This is a genomic window from Halosimplex litoreum, assembly GCF_016065055.1.
Taxonomy (GTDB): Archaea; Halobacteriota; Halobacteria; order Halobacteriales; family Haloarculaceae; genus Halosimplex; species Halosimplex litoreum.
This window is the reverse complement of record NZ_CP065856.1, coordinates 1,625,137-1,648,058: the sequence shown is the minus strand read 5'-3', so window position 1 is coordinate 1,648,058 and position 22,922 is coordinate 1,625,137. Positions and strand designations below refer to the sequence as shown.

Here is a 22,922-nt window from a genome sequence, read left to right as displayed (position 1 = left end):
GTTCGTCCAGTCGACGGATCGCTGTATTTACTGTACCGTTATCAGGCCCGGACGTGTAGTCACGAGTATGTCCGAAGACGACCACTCCCATCCAGCGTCCGACTCGCCCAACTGGGACGACCCCGACTTCTGCCCGTTCTGCGGCGCGCGCCTCACCGACGGGGGTGCGGGCTTCATAGACCACGTCGACGAGGCCGACACCTGCCGCGAGCGTTTCGACGACTGGCGCGAGAACATCGCCGGCGACGTGGGCGGCGAGTGGAGCGGCTGAGCGCGGCGCCTCCGGGACCCGCCGCCGCTTAAGTGCCTGCGCCGCCGACCGACGGTATGGTCGACCGCATCCTCAAGGTCAACGCCTACACGACCTTCGATCTGCTCGACGGCCGCGTCGAGGGGCACGGCTTCGAGACCGAGGCGCTGTCGGTGTTGAACGTCACAACGGACACCCGCGACGACCCGGACCACGTCGAACTCCAGGTCGAGATGGACAACACCGACCTGGAGGAGGTGACGGCCCACGCCGACCACGTGGAGCTGTCGGCGGCTCAGGCCCGGGAACTCGCCGCGGAGCTGGAGACGTACGCGGGTCGGGTCGAAGCCGCGGACGAAGACTGAGTCGCTTTCGGAGAGAGCGATCGTGCCGGGCCGCCGCTCGAACCGGGCCGCAAAACGGCGTGAACGGGCCGAACGCGTCGGGGCTTCGGGCTGTTCGCGGTACGCTCTCTCGAAGCGGCCGAACCGTTCTTCCGGCCTTTCGGCCCCGATCTATCGTCCAGAATCCCTGCGAGCGACCACGAGGCTTTTCAGGGCGACCGGCGAATCGAGGGGTAATGGAAGCACTCACGCTCGGTCCGGCGGGCACGTACTCCCACCGGGCGGCGAAGGCGGTGGCCGACGAGGTGGTCTTCACGGACTCGAAGACGGCTATCGTCGAGGCGGTCGCGAGCGGCGAGTACGAGCGCGGGGTCGTCCCCGTCGAGAACAGCACCGAGGGGCCGGTCACCGAGTCGCTCGACGCGTTCGCCGAGTTCGACGTGGCCGCGGTCCGCGAACTCATCACGCCGATCCGTCACGCGCTCATCGCGCAGGGGCCGGAGTTCGACGTGGTGGCGAGCCACCCGCAGGCGCTCGCGCAGTGTCGCGAGTACCTCGACGAGAACTACCCGAGCGCGACGCTGGAGTCGATGACTTCGACCGCCGCCGGCGTCGAGCGCGCCAGCGAAGACCCGAGCGTCGCCGCTATCGGCCACCCGCAGAACGCCGCGGAACCGAGTTCCGCGAGCAGCCAGACGGAGTCTGGCGACGCGACCGACAGTGACCTCCGGGTAGTCGCCGAGGATATTCAGGACCAGTCGTCGAACGCCACCCGCTTCCTCGTCGTCGCGCCGGCGAGCGAGCGCAGCGAGGCCGGGGGCAAGACGTCGTTCATCGTCTACCCGAACGTCGACTACCCGGGACTGTTGCTCGAACTGCTCGAACCGTTCGCCGACCGCGACGTCAACCTCACGCGCGTCGAGTCCCGGCCCAGCGGCGAGCGACTGGGCGACTACGTCTTCCACATCGACGTCGAGGCGGGCCTCTACGAGGAGCGCACTCAGGCGGCGCTGGCGGAGATCGAAGCCATCGCCGAGGAGGGATGGGTCCGCCGGCTCGGGTCCTACGACAGCGAGACCGTGCTGGACTAACTCTATAGTAGAACTTGAAAGACATCGCTCGGACGATCGCACGCCATCGTGCGATCGACCGTGCAAACGCTTTCAAAGTCTACTTTAGGTCGCGTCGACCGGTGCCGGGAGCCGGAGTCGCACGACCGTCCCGCGAGGGTCGTTGTCCTCGATAGAGAGCTCCCCGCCGAACCCCGCGACCACCCAGCGAGCGAGCCACAGGCCGATCCCGCTCCCGTGTGTGACCTGGGTCTCCTCACCGGCCTCGATCGCCGCACGCTCGGACTCGGGGATCCCCGGGCCCGTGTCGGCGACGGTGATCTCGGCCCAGTTCGTCGCTCCGCCACCGACAGATGCGGCCCCGAGCGTCACCGCAGGCGGGGTGCGATCGTGGTGAGCCAGCGCGTTGTCGACGAGTTCGCGAACCGCGACGGCGAGTCGGTCGTCGGCCTTCGCGGGGACGGAATCGGGGGCTTCGAGCGTGATCTCGGCGTCGGGGTAACACTCCGCGAACTCGCTGGCGACGGTCGAGAGCGTCTCGCGCGCGTCGCAGACGGTGTCGGGGTCGCCTTCGCGCTCGAACAGCGACCGGGCCGTCGCGGCCTTCTCGCCGAGCGCGGTCAGGTCGTCGGCCCACGCCTCGATGGTGCCCGCGTGCGATCGCAACTCTTCGTCGTCGAGTTCGCGCCGGAGCACCGAGGCGTGTCCGCGGACGACCGTCATCGCGTTGCGGAGGTTGTGTCGCAACACGCGATTGAGGACGCTCAGCCGCTGTTCGCGTAACTGCCGGTCGGTGGTCTCAGACTCGATGCCGACGAAGTGGGTTATCCCGTCGTCGTCGGCGATCGGGGCGATCGTCTGGTCGACGTGATACAGCTCGCCGGACTTGCGGCGGTTGACGATCTCGGCCTCCCAGGTCTCGCCCGCGAGGACCGTCTCCCAGAGCTCCTCGTAGAACTCGCGGTCGTGTTTCCCGGACTTGACGATCCGCGGGTTCAGCCCGATGGCCTCCTGGCGGTCGTAGCCGGTATCGGCCGCGTAGGCCGGATTCACGTATTCGATCGTCCCCTCTGGATCGGTGATCACGATGCCGTGACCGGCCTGTTCGACGGCTTTCTCGAACACCCGACGGTCGCGCTCGCGCGACCGCTGCTCGGTCACGTCCATTACGGCGCCGCGCACTGCGACCACGTCGCTGCTTCCCGGGGCCTCGGCCGCGTCGCCGGCGTCGGCTTCGCCGTCCGCGGGAACCGCCTCGCCGAACGAGCGAACCCATCGCTCGTCGCCCGCGTCGGTGCGCGCCCGGAGCACCACGTCGTACGGCGTCCCGGCCTCCCGACACCGGCGGACGAGCCGTCGGATCCGTGGGCGGTCCTCGGGGTGATAGAACTCGACCGCGTCGTCGAGCGTCGGTTCGTACCCGTCTTCGGTGTCGAAGATCGACCGCGTCCCGTCCGTCCAGCGGAGGTCGTCGGTGCGGCAGTCGAGCTCCCAGCCGCCGACGTGCGCCAGCCGCTCGGTCTTCGAGAGGAGGTCGCGGTTCCGCTCGAACTCGCGCGCCCGCTCGCGCCGCTCGGTGATGTCCCGGGAGATTCCGACGATCCGCGTCACCTCGCCGTCGGTGTGGACCGGCGTCAGCTTCGTCTCGAGCCTCCGGCGCCCGGCGGGCAGCGAGAGCGTCTCCTCGTACTCGACGGTTTCGTCCGCCTCGACGCAGCGACGGTACTCCGCGGCGATAGCGTCCCCGAGGGAGTCGCCGAACACCTCCCGGGGCGTCATGTGCAGTATCTCCGAGGGCTCCAGTTCGGTGAGCGACTCGTAGGCAGGGTTGACGCGGCGATATCGGAACGTGTCGCTCGAGTCCGCGCCGTCGAGCTCGACGAGGAAGACCGCGTCGTCGACGGTCCGGAAGATGGTCTCGTACTCGTCGGAGTGGCCGGGCGGTGATTCGGCGGGAGCGTCGGCGGAGGCTGCCGGCGGGTCGTCGTCCCGCTCGTTCTCACGCCGCTCGCGAGAGGTCATCGCTCTGTCCTCGGCCGTTGAGACGGAAATGGTATTCGGTGCCCGCACGTCGGGTCTCCGACCGGGACCTCACGGCACGGCGACCGTTCGCGCTGCGTCGAAGCCGTTCGGCCCGGCCCCACTCGGCGCGCGGCTTAAGGGCGTCGGGCCTGTATCCTCGGGTAATGACAGGATCTACCGATCCGTTCGGCGACATCGAGGAGCTGATCGACGTGATGACCGGCGGGATGGAGCAATCGGGCGATCTGGCGGTCGACGTGGCCGACACCGGCGAGGCGTTCGTCGTCGTCGCCGACCTCCCCGGCTACGAACGCGAGGACATCGACGTGCAACTGACCGACTCGACGACGCTCGCCCTGTCGGCCAGCCGCGAGACCGAGGCCGTCGCGGAGGCCGACCGCTACGTCACGCGCGAACGGCACGGTCAGTCGACCACTCGTCGGGTCGGACTCCCCGAACCCGTCGTCGAGTCCGAAGCGAGTGCGTCCTACGAGCAGGGGGTGTTGACCGTCGCGTTGCCGAAGCAGACGACGGGCGACGACGGCGGGACCGACATTCCGGTCAACTGACGCCGCTCGCCGACTGCCCGGGATCGACGGAGCGCGCCCGTGGTGACGGCGGTCCCGACCGCTCGGTCGCCGGAACCGAAACCGGCTTTCGCCGTCGGTCCGAGCCGTCGGTATGGCACTCGAACCCGGCGACCCGGCGCCCGAGGTGGCGGCCCCGAACCAGGACGGCGAGACGGTCGAGCCCGACTGGGCGGGCGTCTCGGTCGTCTACTTCTACCCGAAAGACGACACGCCCGGCTGTACGACCGAGGCCGAGCAGTTCCAGACGGAACTGGAGACGTATCGCGACGCGGGCGTGACCGTCTACGGCGTCTCCGTCGACGGCGTCGCCTCCCACGCCGAGTTCGCCGAGGAGTACGGGATCGAGTTCGACCTGCTGGCCGACCCCGACGGCGAGGTCGTCGACGCCTTCGACGTGGAGCGAACCCGGGGCGTCGCGAGTCGAACGACGTTCGTCGTCGTCGACGGGTCCGTCCAGGCGACCTACACCGGCGTCGACGCCGACGGTCACGCCCGGAACGTGCTCGCCGACCTGGTCGAGACGGGCGTCGTCTCGCTCGACGACTGACCGGACCCGAGCCGTCGACCGACCGGGGTCGGATCGTCGGCCGATCGACCGGTCCGTTCAGAAGGTTTATCATCGGAAGCGGCCGGAGTATCGCCAATGAGCGTCGCGAACGGTAGTCTCAGATACGCGCTGCTCGCGGTGGTCGCCGGGGCGGTCCTGTTCCCCTTCTCCCGGCTCGCCAGCGGTGCGTGCGTCGTCGCCGCCGTGGGCGTCGTCTACTTCCACCGCGATCCCGCGCGAGTCGTCCCGCCGAAAGGCGTCGTCGCTCCCGCGGACGGCAAGGTCACCGTCGTCCGGGAGGAGGAAGACGGGCTCCGGCTGGGGATCTACATGAGCGGCTGGGACGTGCATATCAACCGCGCGGCGATGGACGGAACCGTCGAGAACGTCGAACACATCCCGGGCGCGAACAAGCTCGCGTTCACGAAAGACGCCGAGGAGAACGAGCGATTGCGCTTCGAGTTCGAGGACTACACCCTCGAACAGATCGCCGGCACGTTCGCCCGCCGGACCTACTCCTACGTCGACCCCGGCCAGGAGGTCGCTCGCGGTCAGCGCATCGGCCACATCTCCTTCGGGAGCCGCTTCGACATGGTGTTCCCGCCCGAGTACGGTCCCGACGATCTCACCGTCGACGTGGGCCACCGCCTCTACGGCGGCGAAACCGTCGTCGCCCCCCAGCGCTCGCAGGTGAGCGACGACGTCGGAACCGTGAGCGAGACCGCCGACGCCGACGAACCGGCTCCCGACGCCACCACTTCGTCGGCCTGACGCTGCGACGGCGTGTCCGGTCCCCGTTCGTGCCGGTTCGCCCGGCGACTCGTTCGATCTACACCCCCGGTACGTACGGTCGTTGTACGGTTCTATACTAGTTACTAACCCGACATATTTACGCGCGGAGCGACCAGTAGCGGCCGAGGAATGACACGGACAGAGGGGGGAGACGCGCGGTCGGGGGGCGAGTGTGCGTACGATCCGTCGGTTACGGGCGACGAGTCGTTCTTCCGGACGCTGGTCGAGAGCGCGTCGGACGCGATCGTGACCGTCGACGAGACCGGTGGGATCGTCTTCGCCAACCCGGCCATCGAGGAGACGTTCGGATACGATCCCGAGACGCTGATCGGGCGGTCGGTGACGGCGCTCGTGCCCGAGGACCAGCGTCCACGTATCCGGGCGGCGTTCGACGCCCTACAGTCGACCGCGGCGCCGCCGTCGGACTGGGAGGGCGTCGAGACGGTCGGCCGTCACCGCGACGGTCGGCTCGTCCCGATCGAGCTCTCCCTGGGCGCCCATCGCCACGACGGAGCGTGGTTGTTGACCGCTATGGTCCGCGACGTCTCCGACCGCCACGCCGAGCGCGTCGAACGCCACCGCGAGCGGGATCTGACCGAGCAGCTCCTGCGGACGGTCCCGACGGGGCTGGTCGTCCTCTCCGACGAGGGCGTCATCGAGCGGATGAACGACCGCGCGGGCGAGATCCTGGGCGCAGATCCCGCCGACGTGATCGGCGACTCGCGGGAGACGGACGCCTGGCGGCTGCTCGACGCCGACGGCGAGCCGGTTCCGCCCGACGAGCGAGTGTTCCAGATGGCTCGCGACTCGGGGCGACCGGTGACAGAGGTCGAACAGCGGGTCGAACGGACGGACGGCGAGCGCGTCTGGGTGCGGGTCAGCGCGGCACCGCTGTCGGACGGCGACGATAGCGGTCGAGTGGTGGTGGTCGTCGAGGACATCTCCAATCAGAAGGCCCGGGAGCGTCGGCTGCGCGAGCAGAACGAGCAGCTCGAACGCCTCGACCGGATCAACGCGGTCATCCGCGGGATCGACCAGGCGCTGGTGCGGGCGACCACGCGCCGAGAGATCGACGAGGCGGTCTGCGAGGCGCTGGCGGCCGCGGACCCGTACCACTCGGCCTGGATCGGCGACGTCAACGCCAGCAGCGACGAGGTGACCCCGCGGGCCCACGGCGGCGACGTGGCCGACTACCTCGAGGAGATCACGGTCACGCGGTCGGCCGAGCCCAACGGCACCGGCCCCGCCGGCCGGGCGATCCGCTCGCGGTCGGTGCAGGTCACCCACGACGTGGACACGGATCCGGCGTTCGAAGGGGTACGGGCGGCCGCGGCCGCCCACGACATCCGCTCGGCGGCCAGCGTCCCGCTGGTGTACGACGGGACGATATACGGCGTGGTGACCGTCTACGCGGACGAGCCGGGCGCCTTCGACGGCACCGAGCAGGACGTACTCGCCGAGCTCGGCGCGACGATCGGTCACGCCATCAACGCGGTGACGACCCGACAGGCGCTGGTCGCCGAGCACGTGACGGAACTCCGGCTCGCGGTCGACGACGACGACCACTTTTTCGCGGCGCTATCGGCCGCTCTGGACTGCGAGGTGGCCTTCGAGGGGGCGACCGTCCAGGCCGACGAGACGTTCCGCTACTACCTGCGGGTCGCCGGAGCCAACCCGGACGACGTGCTCGCGTTCGCCGACGAGTTCGCGGGCGTCGAGTCCGCTCGCATCGTCAGCGTCGGTCCGGAGGGCGAGTCGCTGCTCGAAGCGACGCTCGACGCCGGGAGCGCGTTCGGCGTGATCGCCGACCACGGCGGGGCCGTCCGCTCGGCCTCGGCCGCGGAGGGCGAGTGCGAAGTGGTGGCCGAACTTCCGGTCTCGGCGGACGTCCGTGCCGTCGTCGACGCGCTCGACGATGCCTTCGCGGACATCGAGGTCCGGGCCCAGCGCGACCGCCCGCGCTCCGAGACCGACTCGGTCGCCTCGCCGCCGTCGTTCGACGCAGACCTGACCGACCGCCAGCGGACGGCCGTCGAGACCGCCTACTACGCCGGTTTCTTCGAGTGGCCCCGCGAGTCCACCGGCGAGGAGGTCGCCGAGTCGCTCGGCGTCTCGGCGCCGACGTTCCACAAGCACCTCAGAGTCGCCGAGCGCAAGCTGCTCGCCGCCCGGTTCGACGACGACTCGACGACCCAGCGACACTAACCGTTTAGCCACGTCACTGAATACCGCAGGGGAGTATAAATCGGTACAGATGGGACGACACCACCACGAGGCCCTCGAACCGGCGACGGACGCGAACGCGACCGCCGAGACCGACGAACTGTTCGCCGTGCTATCGAGTGCGAACCGGCGGTTCGTCCTCGCGCACCTCTCCCAGCGGGCGACGCCGCCCGCGCTCGACCCGCTCGCCGGTGCCCTGGCCGAGTGGAGCGACGACCTCTCCCACGAAGACGCCCGCATCGCGCTCCATCACGTTCACCTGCCCAAGCTCGAAGATGCGGGACTCGTCGAGTACGGCGAAACGGTGCGACTGACCGACGGCGACGCCGACTCGCTGGACTTGGTCGAAGAGTTCTGAACCGCGGCCGCCGGAGGACGCCGTTTTCGCGATTCCGCGGGGAACGGGACGGGACGGATCGACGGCCACAGAAATTGCTGGACCGCTACTGTCGCTTCACTCGATGTCGATCGCGGGTCGGCCGGGCGCGGCTTTGCCGGCCAGGTCGTCGCCGGCCGCCTCGGCCGACCGGACGACCACCTCGGCGTCGAACTCCTCCTCGATGAGCCACGCGGCACGTTCCAGTGCCGCGACCTCCGCCTCGGGGGCGAGCACGTCGGCAAGGGCCTCGCGCTCGGCCTGCAGATCCTGAGCGAAGTCGGCGGCGGCGTCGCCGTGGCTCCGGATCTCGTCGTGGCCCATCAGGTCGCCGATGAGGTTGTCGGCGTCGGACTCGCGGGCGAGTTCGTGGGCACGGGTCTTCCACTCGGGGGCGACCGCGAGCGTGATCCGCTCGGGGTCCTCGATACCGACGGTCTCGACGATGTCGCGCACGTCCTCGCGGGTGTCCTCGACCAGGCGGCTGGCCACGTCGTAGTCCTCCGGGAGAGTCGCGTCGGGCCACTCGGCCTCTGCGAGCAGCCCCTCGCCGTCGAGCAGGCTCCAGACCTCCTCGCCGACGTGGGGCGCGACCGGACCGAGCAGTTTGACGACCGTGCGCACGCCGCGCTCGACGACGGCGGGGTCGGCGTCCGGTCGCTCGTGGTAGCGCCGGAGCAGCGAGACGAGGTCCCGCACCGCCTGCAGCGCGTGGTTGAACCGGAAGTCCTCGAACTCTTCGGTGGCTCGTGCGGCCGCGGCGTCGGTCTCGCGGTCCACGTAGGCGGCGATCGAGTCGTCCACGTCGGCGTCGGCGTCGCGGTCGGACTCGGCGAGATCGGCCGCGAGCCCGTAGAGGTTCTGGAGGAACTGGTGGGCCGACTGGACGCCCTCGGGACTCCAGGCGAAGTCCTTCTCGGGCTGGGCCGCCTCCATGATGAACAGGCGGGCGGTGTCGGCGCCGTACTCGTCGACGATCTCCGTCGGCGAGACGCCGTTGTCGCCGGACTTGGACATCTTGTTGCCGTCCTCGCCCAGTACCATGCCCTGGTTGGTGAGGTTCGCGAAGGGCTCGCGAACGCCCTCCACGAGGTCGATATCGTCGAGCACCTTGGTGAAGAAGCGCGCGTACAGCAGGTGCATCACGGCGTGTTCGATGCCGCCGACGTAGCGGTCGACGGGCATCCAGTCGCTGGCGCGCCCGGCGTCGAACGGCGCCGAATCGAGGTCGGGCGAGCAAAAGCGCAGGAAGTACCACGACGAGTCGACGAAGGTGTCCATCGTGTCCGTCTCTCGCTCGGCGGGCCCGCCGCAGGAGGGACACTCGACGGACTTCCACTCCTCGGCGGCGTCGAGGGGATTGCCCGTCGTCTGGACGAACTCCGGCAGCTCGACGGGCAGGTCCTCGTCGGGAACCTCGACGTGTCCGCACTCCTCGCAGTGGATCATCGGGATCGGCGTGCCCCAGTAGCGCTGGCGGGAGATCCCCCAGTCCCGGAGGTTGTACTCGGTGCGGTGTTCGCCGTCGAACTCCTCGACGAACTGCTCCCTCGCCTCCTCGCTAGTCAGCCCGTCGAACTCGCCGCTGTCGACCAAGCGGCCATCCTCGGGGTAGGCGACCTCCTGCACGTCGACGTCCTCGGGGTCGGCGTCGGCGTCCGCAGACGCGTCAGCGTCTGCGTGGCTCGTCGAGCTGTGCTCGACGGTGTCTTCGGTCGGCTCCACGACCTGCACGATGTCGATGTCGTGGGCCTCGGCGAACTCGTGGTCGCGCTCGTCGTGAGCCGGGACGGCGTACAGCGCTCCGGTCCCCACGTCGGTCAGCACGTAATCGGCGACGTACACCGGGATCTCCTCGCCGGTGGCGGGGTTGACGGCGTACTCCCCGGTGAACACGCCGGAGGTCACGTCGAGTTCGTCCTCGTCGGCGCCCTCGGCCTCGCGGATGTACTCGGCGACCGCGTCGTTGTCCTCGGCGATCTCCTGTGCGACCGGGTGACCCGGGGCCAGCGAGAAGAACGTCGCCCCGTAGATGGTGTCGAGTCGCGTCGTGAAGATGTCCACGTCGCCGTAACCGGGGATCTCGAAGGCGACGCTCGCGCCCTCCTGGCGGCCGATCCAGTTGCGCTGCATCTCGCGGACGTTGTTGGGCCATCCCTCGAGACCGTCCAGCGCCTCCAGCAGCTCCTCGGCGTAGTCGGTGATCGTCAGGAACCACTGGTCCATCTCGCGGTGGTCGATGGGGGTGTCACAGCGCCAGCAGATCTCGGCGCCGCCGGGGCCCTCTTCGACCTGTTCGTCCGCCAGCACCGTTTCGCAGGAGGGACACCAGTTCAGTTCGGCGGCCTGGCGCTCGACTAGCCCTTCCTCGCGGAACCGCTTGAACAGCCACTGGTTCCACCGGTAGTACTCCGGTTCGCAGGTGGTGATCTCACGCTCCCAGTCGTAGCCGAAGCCCATCGACTCGAACTGCTCGGTCATCGAGTCGATGCAGTCCATCGTCCAGTCGCGAGGGTTGGTGTCCCGTTCGTTGGCGGCGTTCTCGGCGGGGAGGCCAAAGGAGTCCCACCCCATCGGGTGGAGGACCTCTTCGCCGCGCATGCGCTCAAAGCGGGCGTAGGCGTCGGTGATGGTGTAGTTGCGGACGTGGCCCATGTGGAGTTCGCCCGACGTGTAGGGGAACATCGCGAGGACGTACTCGGGGTCCTCGGCGTCGTCGGGGATGCGGAACACGCCCTCCTCGTCCCACGTGCGCTGCCACCGCGGTTCGATCTCCGCGTGATCGAACCCTCGCTCTCGCTCGCGTTGCTCTCCTGTCCCGGCGGTCATGCGCGTACGTCGGACAGCGACGTTGCTATACCTTTCCCTTCGCTGGGAGCGGGACACACGGTCGAGCGGGCGGGACCGTCTCCGTGTCCCCTCGCTTCGACCCGCCACCGTGGTTTTACGTCCGCCCGTCCCCAGCCTCCGGTATGCGCGTCGCCTCTCTCTTGCCGTCGGCCACCGAGATCTGTTACGCACTCGGGGTCGAACCCGTCGGCGTCTCCCACGAGTGCGACTGGCCGCCCGAGGCCGCCGAACTGCCGACGCTCGACCGCTCGCGGGTCGATCCCGATCAGTCCAGCGCGGACATCAACGAACAGGTCGCCCAGGCCGAACAGGAACACGGCGGCGTCTACGAGATCGACCTCGACGCCCTCGCCGCGGTCGACCCGGACGCCGTCGTCACCCAGGGCGTCTGTGACGTCTGCGCCGTCGACACGCTGCTCGTCGAGGAGGCCATCGCCGAGGCCGGCGTCGACGCCGAGGTGCTCACGACCGACGTACACAGCCTCGACGACCTCTATGGTGATATCGAACGGTTCGGTGAGGTGTTCGACCGCGAGGACCGGGCCGCCGACCTCCTCGCGGACCTGCGCGAGCGCGTGGCGGCCGTCCGCGAGCGCACAGAGGGGATCCCCGCCGACGAGCGGCCTGGCGTCGCCGTCTTCGACTGGCTCGACCCCGTGATGGTCGCCGGCCACTGGATGCCAGAACTGGTCGAGGCGGCGGGCGGGACCTATCCGATGGCCGACGCCGGCGACCGCTCGACGCCCCGGGAGTGGGCCAGCGTCCGCGACGCCGACCCCGACGCTATCGTCGCCGCGCCCTGTGGCTTCGGGCTCGACCAGACGCTCGACACCGCCGACGACCTCACGGGTCGACCGGGGTTCGCTGACCTGACGGCCGTCGAATCCGGCCGCGTCTACGCCATGGACGGCCACTACTTCGTCAACCGACCGGGTCCCAGACTCGTCGATACGCTGGAACACCTGGCCGGCCTCCTGCATCCCGACCGCTTCGAGGCGCCGTCCGACTCGGTCGCCCGCGAGCTGTCTGCCGGCGAATCCGCGCGAACGGGTCCCAGGCCCTGAGATGCCGCGACCACAACCTACGTATTGCAGCCCGGAGACCTGGGACTGCATGCCCTCCGCGAAACCGTTCATCGACTCGACAACCGGCGAACTGGACACGACGCAGGTCGTCTCGGAAGCGGTCCCGATCGGCAAGCTCGTCGGACTGTTCGTCGGGCTCAGTCTCGTCCCGTTCGGCCTCACGTTCCTGGCGCTCGGCAACTCGCTTCTCGGAGTGGTACTGGCCGCGATCGGGCAGTTCGTCCTCGCGGTCGGCGCCGCGGTCGTCCTCGTCTACGCCGTCGCTCGCGGGAGACAGCTATCGGGCGCGGACGCGCCGTGAACGGACCGGACCGACCGATCTACGGTCGAGATCAACCAGCTAGACCGCCGCCACGGCGGCCAGCCCGACGTAGACGTTCGTCAGGACGACGACCGCGCCGAGGGCGATGACGCCGAGGAACCAGGCACGCCACCCGGGCACCCGCTCGACGACCGACCGACATTCGAGTAGGACGACGCCGGCGTAGAGCACGACGGCGCCCTTCAGCGCGACCATCAACAGCGGGTGGTGCACCAGCAACAGTCGGATCCACGGGTTGGCCTCCAGCGAGGGGCCGGCGAAGGTGGCCGCCACCAGCGTCGAGACGGCGTCGCCGAACCCCCAGATTATCACCAGCGACAGCACCAGCTCGACGTAGCCGGGCATCTCCAGGCGTATCTCGGACAGATCGAGCGCCTCGCCGATCGTCTCTGTCTCTGACATCCAATCAGGAGCGTCTCTCGCTCGACTCCATCTCTCGAGTACCTCCAGATAAATCCTCAGGACCGAATCTCACGGCTGATACTCCGTATCGGTGACGAGAACACCGAGCGTCGGCGACGACTCGCGGTCAGTCGGCCGGGACGGCGCAGCTCTCGGAGTACTCCACGTCGTCGACGGAGTCGATGGGGTCGTCGCCGCAGACCGGACAGGCGGGGTTCGGACGCAGCGTCACCTCGTCGAAGGACATATCGGCGGCGTCGTAGACGACCATCCGGCCGTCCAGCGACTCGCCGACGCCGACGAACTGTTTGACCGTCTCGGTGGCCTGGATGGCGCCGACGGTGCCCGGAAGGACGCCGAGCACGCCCGTCGTCGCGCAGTCGGGGACGGCGCCCTCCGGCGGCGCTTCGGGGAACAGACACCGGTAACACGGCCCCTCGCCGGTGAACGTCGTCACCTGGCCCTCGAAGCGATAGATTGCGCCGTGGGAGAAGGGGACCCCTTCGAGCGTGCAGTAGTCGTTGATCAGGAACCGCGTGGGAAAGTTGTCCGAGGCGTCGACGACGAAGTCGTACCCCTCGACGAGGTCGGCGACGGTGTCGGGCGAGACGGCGACCTGGTGGGCGTCGACGGTCACGTCGGGGTTCAACTCGGCGACGAATTCGGCGGCGCTGTCGACTTTGGGACGGCCCACGTCCGAATCGCCGTGGACGACCTGTCGCTGGAGATTGGAGCGCTCGACGGTGTCGTGGTCGGCGATTCCGATGGTCCCGACGCCTGCGGCGGCGAGGTACTGGAGGACGGGCGAGCCCAGGCCGCCGGCGCCGACCACGAGGACGGCGGCGTCGAGCAGGTTCGCCTGGCCGTCCGGTCCCACCTCGTCCATGATGATGTGCCGGGAGTACCGGTCGAGTTGCTCGGGGTCGAGATCCGGCCCTGCCATACCGGCGAGTACCCGGTCGATCGGGTTAAGCGACGCGCTCCCACACGGCGGCGCGGGTGACCCGTCGGAACCCGCGCTCAGAGGTCGTACAGGTCGCCGAACTTCCCGTGTGCGTAGTCGAGGAAGTAGTCGGCGGTGAAGCTCTCGCCGGTCGCCTCGGCGACCAGATCGTCGGTCTCGTAGCGACAGCCGTGGCGGTGGACGTTCTCGGTGAGCCACTCGTGCAGCGGGTCGAACTCGCCGCTCCGGATCTTTCCGTCGAGGTCGTCGATGGCCTCCTCGGCGCTGGCGTACAGCTGCGCGGCGAGGACGCTGCCCAGCGAATAGGTCGGGAAGTAGCCCAGCGAGCCGTGGGTCCAGTGGATGTCCTGGAGACAGCCCTCGCTGTCGGTCTCGGGGCGCACGCCGAGGTACTCCTCCATCTTGTCGTTCCACACGCCCGGGACTTCCTCGACGTCGAGATCCCCGGCGATCAGGTCGCGCTCGATCTCGAACCGGAGGATGATGTGCATGTGGTAGGTGAGTTCGTCGGCTTCGACGCGGATCAGGTTGTCGGGGTAGATCTGGTTGGCGGCCTCGTAGAACTCGCGGGCCGACGCGTCGGTCCCCAGGTGTTCGTCGACGGTGTCGGCGAAGCGGTCCCAGAAGGGGCGCGAGCGACCGACGTGGTTCTCCCAGAGCCGAGACTGGGACTCGTGGACGGTGAGATCGCGGGACTGGCCCAGCGGCGTCCCGTACTGTTCCCGGGGGAGGCCCTGCGTGTACGTGGCGTGCCCGAACTCGTGGATCGTCGAGCCGATGGCGCCCATCGGGTCCTGCGGGTCGAACCGGGTCGTCACGCGGGCGTCGAACTGCGTCCCCGTCGAGAACGGGTGCGGGGCGGTGTCGAGCCGGCCGCGCTCCCAGTCGTACCCGAGCTCGTCCAGCGCCGCACGCACGGTCTCCTCCTGGGCGGCCTCGCCGTACTCGCCGTCGGCGAACGGGTCCGCCAGTGTCGCGTCGCTATCCTCGATCTCGTCGATCAGCGGGACGAGTTCGTCGCGCAACCGTTCGAGCACTCGCTCGGCGGTGTCGAGACCCAGATACGGCTCGTACTCTTCGAACAGCACCTCGTAGGGGTCGCGGTCGGGGTCGATCGCCGCGGCGTACTCGCGCTTGAGCTCGATCATCTTCTCCAGCGTCGGCGCGAACGCGTCGAAGTCGTCCTCGGCTTTGGCCTCCTCCCAGACCGGCAGGGCGTTCGACGCCGTCTCGGAGATCTCCGTGACGAGGTCCTCGGGCACTTCGACGGCCCGCTCGTGCTCGCGGCGGATCTCGCGGACGACGGCCCGCTGGCCGCCCGACAGGTCGGTGTCGTCGAGGGCGTCCAGCCACTCGCCGACCCGGTCGTCGGTCAGTCGTTCGTGGGTGACCGCCGACAGCGCCGACGACTGCTTCGACCGGGCGGGCGTCCCGCCCTCGGGCATCGTCACCTGCTGGTCCCACCCTAACACTCCGCCGGCGTCGTTGAGGTAGGTGAGCTGTTTCACGTGCGCCTCGAAGGCGGGGTAGGGCTCCGGTGCGGACTCGCCGTCGGACTCCGATTCGGGGGATTCCGTTGCCATCACCGTCCGATAGCGGTCCTGTCCGTATCAAAACACGGGTCAACGACCGCCCCCGATCGGGGAGTCGCTCACTCCCGGACGTACAGCGACCCCAGCAGCGCGGCGACGCCGGCCAGACGAAGGAGTTCCTCGACGAGGACGAACGCGAACACCGTCGCCGCCGTCGGGGGACTGCCACCGACCCGTCTCGTCGGGAGCGTCCCGTCGAACAGCGCGCCGGCCAGCGTCTCGAACGCCGGCGGCGCGATCAGCACCAGGAAGAGGCCGGCCGCCAGCAGCAACATGGGACGACTGTCGTGCTGGCGGTAGGCGACCGCGGCCTTGCCGACGACGACGAGCGTCCCGACGACGATCAGGCCCTGAACCAGCGACATGAGCATCGCCAGCGTCCCGGCCGAAGTCACCGCAGATCACCCCAGAGGGCGTGCAGTCGCGCGGCGGTCTCGTCGCGGTCGCGGTGGCTCACCGCGAGCTCGAACCCCTCGTCGGTGAGTTCGACGCCCAGCCGGTCGAGGCGGGCGCGATACTCCGCGTAGTGGTTGCCCCTGTCGTCGGTGCGGGTCGCCTCGGAGAGGAACCCGGCGCCGGTCAGGTCGTCGATGCGGTCGTAGACGGTGGAGGGCGCGGCGTCGAGCGCCTCCGCGAGCGCGTCGGCTGTCATGGGTTCGCTCCGTGTGGCGATGAGGATCGCGCGGGCGTACTCGTCGCCCAGCAGCGCGAGCGTCTCGTCCGGCGGCGGCGCATCGCTCACATCCACCCGTTTCCCGCCCGCGTAGATAAGCCCCCGTCGCAGTTCGCGAGGCGCGAAACGCCCGGTCGAGCGGTGAATCGGCGCCGAACGCTGCCGTCGACCGCTAGGCGAACAGTTCCCGCGCGGTGTCGAGCGCCTCGACCAGTTCGTGCGACCACCTTTTTCTCGTCGGGTATCCTCGCTCGCTTCGCTCGCTGCGGATACCTCTCCTCGAAAAACGTGGGTGAAAAAGCGCGGCTCGCTCACTGCGTTCGCTCACCGCGAGGAATCGGCGCCTACGGCGCCGAACGCTGCCGCCGACCGCTAGGCGAACAGTTCCCGCGCGGTGTCGAGCGCCTCGACCAGTTCGTGCGACCACCTTTTTCTCGTCGGGTATCCTCGCTCGCTTCGCTCGCTGCGGATACCTCTCCTCGAAAAACGTGGGTGAAAAAGCGCGGCTCGCTCACTGCGTTCGCTCACCGCGAGGAATCGGCGCCTACGGCGCCGAACGCTGCCGCCGACCGTTAGGCGAACAGTTCCCGCGCGGTGTCGAGCGCCTCGACCAGTTTGTCGACCTCTTCCTCCGTATTGTAGATGTAGAAGCTCGCGCGCGTCGAGGCGGGGACCCCGAGCTTGTCGTGCAGCGGCTGGGTGCAGTGGTCGCCGGCTCGCACCGCGACGGCGAAGTCGTTGAGGATCTCCGAGGCGTCGTGGGCGTGGACGCTCCCGAGGTTGAACGACACCAGCGCCGCCCGGTCGTCGCCGGGCGGACCCAGAATGTCGATATCGTCGAACTCCGAGAGCCGGTCGTGGGCGTACTCGGCCAACCGCTCGCCGTGGCGTTGCACGTTCTCCATGCCGATGTCGTCGAGGTAGTCGCAGGCCTCGGCGAGCGCGATGCCCTGGGCGATGACCGGCGTCCCGGCCTCGAACTTCCAGGGCAGTTCGTGCCACGTCGAGTCCTCGAAGGTGACCTTCTCGATCATCATGCCGCCGTAGAGATACGGCTGCATCTCCTCCAGCAGCTCCTCCTTGCCGTAGAGGACGCCGATGCCCGTCGGGCCGCACATCTTGTGGCCCGAGAAGGCGAAGAAGTCGGCGTCGATGTCCTTCACGTCGACGGGCATGTGCGGGACCGACTGGGCGCCGTCGACGAAACACAGCGCGTCGTGGTCGTGAGCGACGTCGGCGATCTCCGAGACGGGATTGACGGTGCCCAGCGTGTTCGAAACGTGGACGACGCTGACCATCTCGGTGTCGTCGGTGACGAGCTCGCGGAGGTGGTCCATGTCGAGATACCCCTCCTCGTCGACGCGGGCGTATTTGACCTCGGCGCCGGTCTTCTTGGCGATCTGCTGCCAGGTGACCAGCGCGGCGTGGTGTTCCATCTCGGTCATCACGACCTCGTCGCCGGGGCCGAGTTCCGCGAGCCCCCACGCGTAGGCGACGGTGTTCATCGACTCCGTGGTGTTCTTGGTGAAGACGACCTCCTCGCGGCCGTCGGCACCGATGAAGTCGGCGACGCGGTCGTGGGCGTCCTCGTAGGCGATCGAGGCCTCCTGGCTCAGCTGGTGGAGCCCGCGGTGGACGTTGGCGTTCGTGTGGCGGTAGTAGTCGGCGATGGTGTCGACGACCTGGTCGGGCGTCTGGCTGGTCGCCGCGTTGTCGAGGTAAGCGAGTTGCTCCCCCGCGAACTTCCGTTCGAGGATCGGAAAGTCCCCGCGGATGCGCTCGACGTCGAGCGACTCCGATTCTGACACTCCCATTACTCGACAGTAGGCGCTCGACGGGCAACATTCCTTCGGTTCGCGCGAACTCGCGTTTGCGGTTCGAAAAGCTACCCGTCGACGAGCGAGAGGCGGTCGCAACGATACCGAGATGAACAGCCGAACCCGGGGTCGATGCGGTCGATCGAGCCTCCTCGTCCCGATGCGGTCGATCAAGCCTCCTCGTCCGAGTCGAGAGAACCCAACAGCGCTTCGCCGGCGTCCGTCGGTGTCGTGTTCGACCACTCGTTTCGACCGGCGCTCGCAGTCCGGAGCGGGAAACTCGAGTCCGGCTCGCCGTCGCCGTCGGGATCTCGTCCGGAGTTTCCGCGATCGGGCATAGGTCTGTGTATCAACGGGGAGGGCAGAAACGTTCCGGTGGCCGCGCTCACATCCAGAGCAACTGCGCGTGGCGCGTCCCGTCGAGGTCGAGGACGTTCTCCTCGTCGACGAAGCCGTGTTCGACGGCCAGGTCGACGGTCTCCTCACCGACGAGGTTGGCCGTCGTACAGCGCTTGAGGCTGTCGACGACCTCGTCCTCGCTGGCCTCCTCGCCGTCGTAGAAGTCCGGTTCGACGGTCAGGGAGATACTGCCGTTCTCGTAGGTCTCGCCCAGGTCCTCGGGGTCGCAGACGGAGACGAGCAGTCCCTCGTCGGTGTCGCGTTCGTTGAGCAACATCGCCTACTCCAGCATCTCCGCCTCAGCCTCCTGGCGGAGTTCGTCGGCCTCCTCGGCCAGTTCCTCGGCGCGGTCGTCCTCGCCGAGTTCCTCCAGCGCGCGGGCCTTCTCTTCGAGGATCTCGGCGTTGCGGAAGCCGAGTCGGATCGCGTTGTCGAAGGCGTTGCGGGCGTCCTCGGCGAGGCCGCGTTCCAGCAGGAAGAAGCCGCGGTTGTACCAGCCCTGGGCGAAGCGGGGGTCGACCTCGACGGCGCGCTCGGCGTGTTCGAGCGCCTGTTCGGTGCGACCGGACTCCCAGAGGGCGAAGGCGAGGTTGGTCTCGGCGGTGGCGGCGTGTTCGGAGTCGTCGTCGATGTTGAGGGCCTCGCGGTAGGCGCCGATGGCGGCGTCGAACTCCTCCAGCTCGGCGTGGGCGGCGCCCTTGTTCGTCCGGGCCTCCTGTTCGATCTTCTCGTCGTCGGCGAACTGGGCGGCCCGTTCGAGCGCCTCGGTGGCTTGCTCGTAGCGGTTGATGCCGATGTAGCTCAGCCCCACGTCGAGCAGCTGTTCGGCGTCGACCTCGTCGGCGGCGAGGTTACGCTCGTCGAGGAGGTCGGTGACGGCCCGCGAGTCGACGGGGTCGACTCTGTTCGTGTCGACGTGGAACTCCGGCGGGTCGATGTCGAACCCCTCGTAGGGGTCGCCGAAGCCCTGCCCCGAAGAGAACTCGTGGTCGTCCCGGTCGTCGGTCATACCCCGGGGTACGCGAGCCGACCGGTTAAGGGCTACGTCCCGGGCTCGCGGTCGGTCCCGTCCGAGTCGGTCGGCGGATCCGCCCCGCTCCCCGGTTCCGAGTCGGTCGGCGAGTTCGGGGTCGGATCCGCCTCCGTCCCCGCGTCGGGGGTGATCTCCACGATCGGGTCCTCCCCCGGGAACCGACCGAGCGCGCTCACGACGAGGTAGATCACCGCTCCCGCGAGGAACGGCGTCCCGTCGTACTGGTAGTTGCTCAGCGGGCCGAACGCCGAGGCGAGCAAGAGGATGAGCAGCGCCGTACAGCGGCGGATCGTGGTGCGGAGGGCGGCCGTCTCGTCCATAGAGGCCCCTGCGTCGGTCACCGAGAAAAACTGGCGGTCCGTTCGCTCGCCGTCAGCCGCCCGGGTCCGACCGAACCCGCGACGCCTCTCCGGGCTCGTCGTCGGTTTCCTCGCCGTCGGTCTCTGCGCCCTCTCCGTCCACGGAGGTGAGGCTCGCGAAGAGGTAGAACCCGGCCAGGGTCACCAACGCGAGGCCCCAGTCGCTCTCACCGGGTGTGATGGCCAGCAGATGGATACCGATCGTGAGCACGAGCACGGCCGTACACCGCCGGATCGTGCGGCCGAGGGCAGCGATATCGGCCGCACTTGCCGCGTCGTCCATGCACGCCGACGCGACCGGAAGACGACTAAATCTGTCGGTCAACCGAACACCGCCGGCGTTCGCTCGGTTACCAGCGTCCGCCACCGACAGTCGCGGTCGGCGGGCGCTCCGAGCCGTCGCCGTCGCTGTCGCCCCCGTCGGCGTCCGTTCCGTCGTCGGAATCGGCGTCGTCTCCGCCGTTCCCGCCGCCGTCGCCACCCGACGGCGGCCCGCGAGCCGAGTCGGCCGACTCGGCGCCCCGCCCGAAGAAGCCGACGAGGAAGCTCAGTGCGAGGTAGCCGACGGCGAGGTAGGCGAGGGGGTAGCCGAAGCCGTTGCTCGGGCCGTACGGGTGCGTGTTCGCGGCGATCAACCCGAGACCGACGACGACGACCGCGGTGCAGCGGCGGAGGGTCAGGCGCAGGGCGGCGGAGTCGTCCATGCGTGGCCGTGACTGCGCCCCGGCGCCTAAGTGTGGCGACCGCTCCGACGCACCGCGCCCCCAGCGCGACACCGCTCGGGTTCCGAACGCGCTCCGGACACCGGAGGCGGGGCTTGAAGCCGACGGGACCCGACGGGACGGCCATGGAACGGCAGGCGGACGTTCGGGACCTCGCCCGCGAACTCGTCTCGATCCCCAGTCACGAGTCGGAGGTCGCGGCGGGCGACCGCATCGAGTGCTGGCTGCGCGAGCACACCGACGCCGCGGTGGCCCGCGACGACGCCGGCGAGACCGAGCGCGGCGGCAACGTGATCGCCCGGACGGGCTCGGGCGAGACCTCGCTGGCGCTGGTCGGCCACCACGACGTGGTCCCGCCGGACGAGTCGCAGGTCGACGACGGCGAGTACGTCGTTCGGGAGGAGTCGGCGGGCGAGGAGAGCGACGGTGATGGCGGGGACACCGACCGACGGCTCCACGGGCGCGGCAGCGCGGACATGAAAGGCGCCGTCGCCGCGGCGATGTGCGCGTTCCGGGACAGCGAGGTGCCGGACGGGGTCGAACTCGTCTTCGCCTCGTTCGTCGGCGAGGAGGTCGGCGGCGTCGGCGCGCGGGCGGCCATCGACGACGGGTTCGCGCCCGACTACGCCGTCGTCGGCGAGGGCTCGACCGGCTACTCCGCGCCGGGCGTCACCGACGTCGCCGTCGCCCACAAGGGCCGGCGCGGGTCGACACTCGTCGCCGAGGGCACGGCCGCCCACGCCAGCGAGGTCGACTCGGGCGTCAACGCCGTCTACCGCGCGACCGACGCCGTCGACGCGGTCCGCCAGCTCTCGTTCCCCACCACAGAGGTCCTGGGCCACGAGCTCTCGGGGAGCGTCGCGGTCACGGGGATCGAGGGCGGGTCGGCCTGGAACGTGATCCCGGAGCGCTGCGAGGTGACCGTCGACGAGCGGACCGTACCCGGCGAGCGCGCGCCGCTGGAGCGGACGGAGACGGTCGACGGCGTCACCTGGACCGTCGACCAGGACCTCCCGCCTATGGCTTGCGACGACGCCGCTTTCGCCGACGCGGTGCTGGCCGCGGCCCGCGACGCACACGAACGGGAGGACGAAGATGCGCCCGGCGACGGCGCGCCGGAGCAGGTGGTCAAACCCCACGCGACCGACGCCGGGTGGCTCGCCGACGCCGGGACGACCTGCGTGGTCTGTGGCCCCTCCGAGCCCGGCGAAGCCCACACCGCGACCGAGAGCGTCTCACTGCCCGTCCTCGACCGCTGTTACCGGATCTACCGCGGGGTCGCCGAGTCCTGGAGCGGCTAACCTCGTGCTTATCAGCCGACAGCTCTAACGGCGAGTATGCGACGCCGAGCGTTCCTCGCCGCGTGTGTCGCCGCCGGGGTGGCCGGCTGTCGAGGTGACGGCGCGTCGACCGACGGCGGAACCGACGACGGCGGGGCGGGACTCGACACGACGACCGACGGGAGAGATGAGGCGACGTCGACGGGGACGTCCACCCCGACCGCGACGGCCACCGAGACGGAGGGGTCGACCCCGACGGGGACACCCACGGCGACGGCCTCCCCGAGCGCGGCCGGGACGGTGACCGATACCGGAACGGGCAGCGGGATCTTCCCCGGCTACGAGACGACCACTGTTCGAGCGACGACGCCCGATGGGGAACGACTCGGGGCTGTGACGGCGGCGATCGCCGACACCGGCCAGTTGCGCTACACCGGGTTGAGCGACACGGAGTCGCTGCCCGAAGACATGGGGATGCTGTTCGTCTACGACGAGGTGGGGAGTCACACTTACGTGATGCGCGAGATGGACTTCGGCCTCGACATCGTCTACGCCGACGACGAGGGCGCTATCACGGAGATACACCACGCGCCCGCGCCCGGCCCGGACGAGGACGGTGGGGACCAGACGTATCCCGGCCGCGGCCAGTACGTGTTCGAGGTCAACCGCGGGTGGACGGCCGACCGCGGCGTCGAGGTCGGCGACGTGTTGCGCTTCGACCTGTGAGTCCGCGGCGTGAGTGTTGGTGGGCGAAATCGATCCGGACCAGTCGACCGACTGCCTCCCGGCTAGGGATCAATGCGTGATGCGAGTTGAGCGGTGGTTTTTGGTCGATGTGGTGTGAAAGGAAGTTAGCCGATAGCGACCACATTCATCAGGGACAGCAAGCGATGAAAGCCCTCGCCGCGCTCGCGGTCGCTGAACGGGATATTCTCCGTCGCTTCGCTCCCTCGAATAGTGCCCGCTCAGGCGACCACGCAAGCGCGAGCGCGCCTCACGGGTCGCTTCGCTCCCCGTTCGGCCGATCGTTGCGCTCCCTTCGGTCGCGCAACGCGCGCCTCGCCCGTTCAGTCCTCCAAGGAACCGCACAGCACCGCACAGCGCCACACACCTCCCCAGCCGACTCACTCGGTCGCTCCGCTCGCTCGTTCGTCCCTCGCACGGCTTGGACTCGCGGCCCTCGCAGTGCTCGGGCACGCTCGCCAGCGCG

General features: G+C 69.1%; 26 protein-coding genes. 12 read left to right on the top strand and 14 right to left on the bottom strand.

Annotated elements, in window-relative coordinates; all coding sequences use genetic code 11:
* Positions 1–67 precede the first annotated feature (67 nt).
* The 3 genes from I7X12_RS08210 (at position 68) to pheA (ending at position 1,685) form a co-directional block, all read left to right on the top strand.
* Positions 68–271 carry a DUF7501 family protein gene (locus I7X12_RS08210; RefSeq protein WP_198063351.1) on the top strand — a complete coding sequence of 68 codons (204 nt, stop codon included), beginning with the start codon at positions 68–70 and terminating at the stop codon, positions 269–271.
* Between the two features lie 56 nt (positions 272–327).
* The gene (locus I7X12_RS08205; protein ID WP_198063350.1) at positions 328–615 is read left to right on the top strand and encodes a DUF6360 family protein; all 288 of its coding nucleotides are present in this window, start codon (positions 328–330) and stop codon (positions 613–615) included.
* Positions 616–830: 215 nt separating this feature from the next.
* Complete coding sequence (gene pheA / locus I7X12_RS08200) at positions 831–1,685, top strand: prephenate dehydratase (protein ID WP_198063349.1); 855 nt, start codon at positions 831–833, stop codon at positions 1,683–1,685.
* A gap of 84 nt (positions 1,686–1,769) precedes the next feature.
* On the opposite strand, the gene I7X12_RS08195 is transcribed toward pheA, so the two are convergent.
* Positions 1,770–3,686 carry a PAS domain-containing sensor histidine kinase gene (locus I7X12_RS08195; RefSeq protein ID WP_198063348.1) on the bottom strand — a complete coding sequence of 639 codons (1,917 nt, stop codon included), beginning with the start codon at positions 3,684–3,686 and terminating at the stop codon, positions 1,770–1,772.
* Positions 3,687–3,850: 164 nt separating this feature from the next.
* On the opposite strand from I7X12_RS08195, the gene I7X12_RS08190 reads away from it, so the two are divergent.
* The 5 genes from I7X12_RS08190 (at position 3,851) to I7X12_RS08170 (ending at position 8,196) form a co-directional block, all read left to right on the top strand.
* On the top strand, positions 3,851–4,255 hold the full coding sequence (locus I7X12_RS08190; RefSeq protein ID WP_198063347.1) for an Hsp20/alpha crystallin family protein: 405 nt from the start codon (positions 3,851–3,853) through the stop codon (positions 4,253–4,255).
* Positions 4,256–4,367: 112 nt separating this feature from the next.
* Complete coding sequence (locus I7X12_RS08185) at positions 4,368–4,823, top strand: peroxiredoxin (RefSeq protein ID WP_198063346.1); 456 nt, start codon at positions 4,368–4,370, stop codon at positions 4,821–4,823.
* A gap of 96 nt (positions 4,824–4,919) precedes the next feature.
* Complete coding sequence (locus I7X12_RS08180; RefSeq protein ID WP_232343112.1) at positions 4,920–5,594, top strand: protein sorting system archaetidylserine decarboxylase; 675 nt, start codon at positions 4,920–4,922, stop codon at positions 5,592–5,594.
* A gap of 150 nt (positions 5,595–5,744) precedes the next feature.
* Positions 5,745–7,820 carry a bacterio-opsin activator domain-containing protein gene (locus I7X12_RS08175; protein ID WP_198063345.1) on the top strand — a complete coding sequence of 692 codons (2,076 nt, stop codon included), beginning with the start codon at positions 5,745–5,747 and terminating at the stop codon, positions 7,818–7,820.
* Between the two features lie 49 nt (positions 7,821–7,869).
* Complete coding sequence (locus I7X12_RS08170; RefSeq protein WP_198063344.1) at positions 7,870–8,196, top strand: DUF7344 domain-containing protein; 327 nt, start codon at positions 7,870–7,872, stop codon at positions 8,194–8,196.
* Positions 8,197–8,292: 96 nt separating this feature from the next.
* Here the strand turns inward: I7X12_RS08170 and leuS are convergent, their stop codons facing one another.
* Positions 8,293–11,043: a leucine--tRNA ligase gene (leuS, locus tag I7X12_RS08165; RefSeq protein WP_198063343.1), complete on the bottom strand. Its 2,751-nt coding sequence runs from the start codon at positions 11,041–11,043 to the stop codon at positions 8,293–8,295.
* Between the two features lie 143 nt (positions 11,044–11,186).
* Here leuS and I7X12_RS08160 point away from each other — a divergent pair, with 143 nt between their 5' ends.
* Positions 11,187–12,128 carry an ABC transporter substrate-binding protein gene (locus I7X12_RS08160; protein ID WP_198063342.1) on the top strand — a complete coding sequence of 314 codons (942 nt, stop codon included), beginning with the start codon at positions 11,187–11,189 and terminating at the stop codon, positions 12,126–12,128.
* 49 nt (positions 12,129–12,177) lie between these two features.
* Positions 12,178–12,450, top strand: a complete 273-nt coding sequence (locus tag I7X12_RS08155; RefSeq protein WP_198063341.1) for a hypothetical protein — start codon at positions 12,178–12,180, stop codon at positions 12,448–12,450.
* A 39-nt stretch (positions 12,451–12,489) separates the two neighbouring features.
* Here I7X12_RS08155 and I7X12_RS08150 read toward each other — a convergent pair whose 3' ends face one another.
* The 12 genes from I7X12_RS08150 to I7X12_RS08095 form a co-directional block, all read right to left on the bottom strand.
* Complete coding sequence (locus I7X12_RS08150; protein WP_198063340.1) at positions 12,490–12,873, bottom strand: hypothetical protein; 384 nt, start codon at positions 12,871–12,873, stop codon at positions 12,490–12,492.
* A 127-nt stretch (positions 12,874–13,000) separates the two neighbouring features.
* A complete protein-coding gene (gene ubaA / locus I7X12_RS08145; protein WP_198063339.1) occupies positions 13,001–13,816 on the bottom strand; it encodes an SAMP-activating enzyme E1 in 816 nt (271 codons plus the stop codon).
* Positions 13,817–13,893: 77 nt separating this feature from the next.
* Entirely contained in the window at positions 13,894–15,420 is a 1,527-nt protein-coding gene (locus tag I7X12_RS08140; RefSeq protein ID WP_232343111.1) for a carboxypeptidase M32, read from the bottom strand.
* A gap of 68 nt (positions 15,421–15,488) precedes the next feature.
* On the bottom strand, positions 15,489–15,824 hold the full coding sequence (locus tag I7X12_RS08135; RefSeq protein ID WP_198063338.1) for a hypothetical protein: 336 nt from the start codon (positions 15,822–15,824) through the stop codon (positions 15,489–15,491).
* Positions 15,821–16,171, bottom strand: coding sequence for a helix-turn-helix domain-containing protein (locus I7X12_RS08130; protein ID WP_198063337.1), 351 nt, complete (start codon positions 16,169–16,171; stop codon positions 15,821–15,823). The genes I7X12_RS08135 and I7X12_RS08130 overlap by 4 nt, the downstream gene beginning before the upstream one ends.
* A gap of 503 nt (positions 16,172–16,674) precedes the next feature.
* Positions 16,675–17,916: an aminotransferase class V-fold PLP-dependent enzyme gene (locus I7X12_RS08125; RefSeq protein ID WP_198063336.1), complete on the bottom strand. Its 1,242-nt coding sequence runs from the start codon at positions 17,914–17,916 to the stop codon at positions 16,675–16,677.
* Between the two features lie 173 nt (positions 17,917–18,089).
* Complete coding sequence (locus I7X12_RS08120) at positions 18,090–18,257, bottom strand: hypothetical protein (protein ID WP_198063335.1); 168 nt, start codon at positions 18,255–18,257, stop codon at positions 18,090–18,092.
* Between the two features lie 47 nt (positions 18,258–18,304).
* Positions 18,305–18,595, bottom strand: a complete 291-nt coding sequence (locus tag I7X12_RS08115) for a DUF424 domain-containing protein (RefSeq protein ID WP_198063334.1) — start codon at positions 18,593–18,595, stop codon at positions 18,305–18,307.
* Between the two features lie 3 nt (positions 18,596–18,598).
* Positions 18,599–19,327 (bottom strand): tetratricopeptide repeat protein, encoded by a 729-nt coding sequence (locus I7X12_RS08110; RefSeq protein WP_198063333.1) that lies wholly within the window; start codon positions 19,325–19,327, stop codon positions 18,599–18,601.
* Between the two features lie 32 nt (positions 19,328–19,359).
* Positions 19,360–19,671 carry a hypothetical protein gene (locus I7X12_RS08105; RefSeq protein ID WP_198063332.1) on the bottom strand — a complete coding sequence of 104 codons (312 nt, stop codon included), beginning with the start codon at positions 19,669–19,671 and terminating at the stop codon, positions 19,360–19,362.
* Between the two features lie 52 nt (positions 19,672–19,723).
* Positions 19,724–19,993 carry a hypothetical protein gene (locus tag I7X12_RS08100; protein WP_198063331.1) on the bottom strand — a complete coding sequence of 90 codons (270 nt, stop codon included), beginning with the start codon at positions 19,991–19,993 and terminating at the stop codon, positions 19,724–19,726.
* A gap of 67 nt (positions 19,994–20,060) precedes the next feature.
* A complete protein-coding gene (locus I7X12_RS08095) occupies positions 20,061–20,414 on the bottom strand; it encodes a hypothetical protein (protein ID WP_198063330.1) in 354 nt (117 codons plus the stop codon).
* Between the two features lie 143 nt (positions 20,415–20,557).
* Here I7X12_RS08095 and I7X12_RS08090 point away from each other — a divergent pair, with 143 nt between their 5' ends.
* Entirely contained in the window at positions 20,558–21,733 is a 1,176-nt protein-coding gene (locus I7X12_RS08090) for a M20 family metallopeptidase (RefSeq protein WP_198063329.1), read from the top strand.
* Positions 21,734–21,769: 36 nt separating this feature from the next.
* Positions 21,770–22,438: a DUF192 domain-containing protein gene (locus I7X12_RS08085; RefSeq protein WP_198063328.1), complete on the top strand. Its 669-nt coding sequence runs from the start codon at positions 21,770–21,772 to the stop codon at positions 22,436–22,438.
* The last annotated feature ends 484 nt before the right edge of the window (positions 22,439–22,922 follow it).

What these genes read in the sequence shown, in the direction of transcription:
- I7X12_RS08210 (WP_198063351.1), top strand. Translation starts at nt 68, where the DNA reads ATGTCCGAAGACGACCACTCCCATCCAGCGTCCGACTCGCCCAACTGG.
- I7X12_RS08205 (WP_198063350.1), top strand. Translation starts at nt 328, where the DNA reads ATGGTCGACCGCATCCTCAAGGTCAACGCCTACACGACCTTCGATCTG.
- pheA (WP_198063349.1), top strand. Translation starts at nt 831, where the DNA reads ATGGAAGCACTCACGCTCGGTCCGGCGGGCACGTACTCCCACCGGGCG.
- I7X12_RS08195 (WP_198063348.1), bottom strand. Translation starts at nt 3,686, where the DNA reads ATGACCTCTCGCGAGCGGCGTGAGAACGAGCGGGACGACGACCCGCCG.
- I7X12_RS08190 (WP_198063347.1), top strand. Translation starts at nt 3,851, where the DNA reads ATGACAGGATCTACCGATCCGTTCGGCGACATCGAGGAGCTGATCGAC.
- I7X12_RS08185 (WP_198063346.1), top strand. Translation starts at nt 4,368, where the DNA reads ATGGCACTCGAACCCGGCGACCCGGCGCCCGAGGTGGCGGCCCCGAAC.
- I7X12_RS08180 (WP_232343112.1), top strand. Translation starts at nt 4,920, where the DNA reads ATGAGCGTCGCGAACGGTAGTCTCAGATACGCGCTGCTCGCGGTGGTC.
- I7X12_RS08175 (WP_198063345.1), top strand. Translation starts at nt 5,745, where the DNA reads ATGACACGGACAGAGGGGGGAGACGCGCGGTCGGGGGGCGAGTGTGCG.
- I7X12_RS08170 (WP_198063344.1), top strand. Translation starts at nt 7,870, where the DNA reads ATGGGACGACACCACCACGAGGCCCTCGAACCGGCGACGGACGCGAAC.
- leuS (WP_198063343.1), bottom strand. Translation starts at nt 11,043, where the DNA reads ATGACCGCCGGGACAGGAGAGCAACGCGAGCGAGAGCGAGGGTTCGAT.
- I7X12_RS08160 (WP_198063342.1), top strand. Translation starts at nt 11,187, where the DNA reads ATGCGCGTCGCCTCTCTCTTGCCGTCGGCCACCGAGATCTGTTACGCA.
- I7X12_RS08155 (WP_198063341.1), top strand. Translation starts at nt 12,178, where the DNA reads ATGCCCTCCGCGAAACCGTTCATCGACTCGACAACCGGCGAACTGGAC.
- I7X12_RS08150 (WP_198063340.1), bottom strand. Translation starts at nt 12,873, where the DNA reads ATGTCAGAGACAGAGACGATCGGCGAGGCGCTCGATCTGTCCGAGATA.
- ubaA (WP_198063339.1), bottom strand. Translation starts at nt 13,816, where the DNA reads ATGGCAGGGCCGGATCTCGACCCCGAGCAACTCGACCGGTACTCCCGG.
- I7X12_RS08140 (WP_232343111.1), bottom strand. Translation starts at nt 15,420, where the DNA reads ATGGCAACGGAATCCCCCGAATCGGAGTCCGACGGCGAGTCCGCACCG.
- I7X12_RS08125 (WP_198063336.1), bottom strand. Translation starts at nt 17,916, where the DNA reads ATGGGAGTGTCAGAATCGGAGTCGCTCGACGTCGAGCGCATCCGCGGG.
- I7X12_RS08120 (WP_198063335.1), bottom strand. Translation starts at nt 18,257, where the DNA reads ATGCCCGATCGCGGAAACTCCGGACGAGATCCCGACGGCGACGGCGAG.
- I7X12_RS08115 (WP_198063334.1), bottom strand. Translation starts at nt 18,595, where the DNA reads ATGTTGCTCAACGAACGCGACACCGACGAGGGACTGCTCGTCTCCGTC.
- I7X12_RS08110 (WP_198063333.1), bottom strand. Translation starts at nt 19,327, where the DNA reads ATGACCGACGACCGGGACGACCACGAGTTCTCTTCGGGGCAGGGCTTC.
- I7X12_RS08105 (WP_198063332.1), bottom strand. Translation starts at nt 19,671, where the DNA reads ATGGACGAGACGGCCGCCCTCCGCACCACGATCCGCCGCTGTACGGCG.
- I7X12_RS08100 (WP_198063331.1), bottom strand. Translation starts at nt 19,993, where the DNA reads ATGGACGACGCGGCAAGTGCGGCCGATATCGCTGCCCTCGGCCGCACG.
- I7X12_RS08095 (WP_198063330.1), bottom strand. Translation starts at nt 20,414, where the DNA reads ATGGACGACTCCGCCGCCCTGCGCCTGACCCTCCGCCGCTGCACCGCG.
- I7X12_RS08090 (WP_198063329.1), top strand. Translation starts at nt 20,558, where the DNA reads ATGGAACGGCAGGCGGACGTTCGGGACCTCGCCCGCGAACTCGTCTCG.
- I7X12_RS08085 (WP_198063328.1), top strand. Translation starts at nt 21,770, where the DNA reads ATGCGACGCCGAGCGTTCCTCGCCGCGTGTGTCGCCGCCGGGGTGGCC.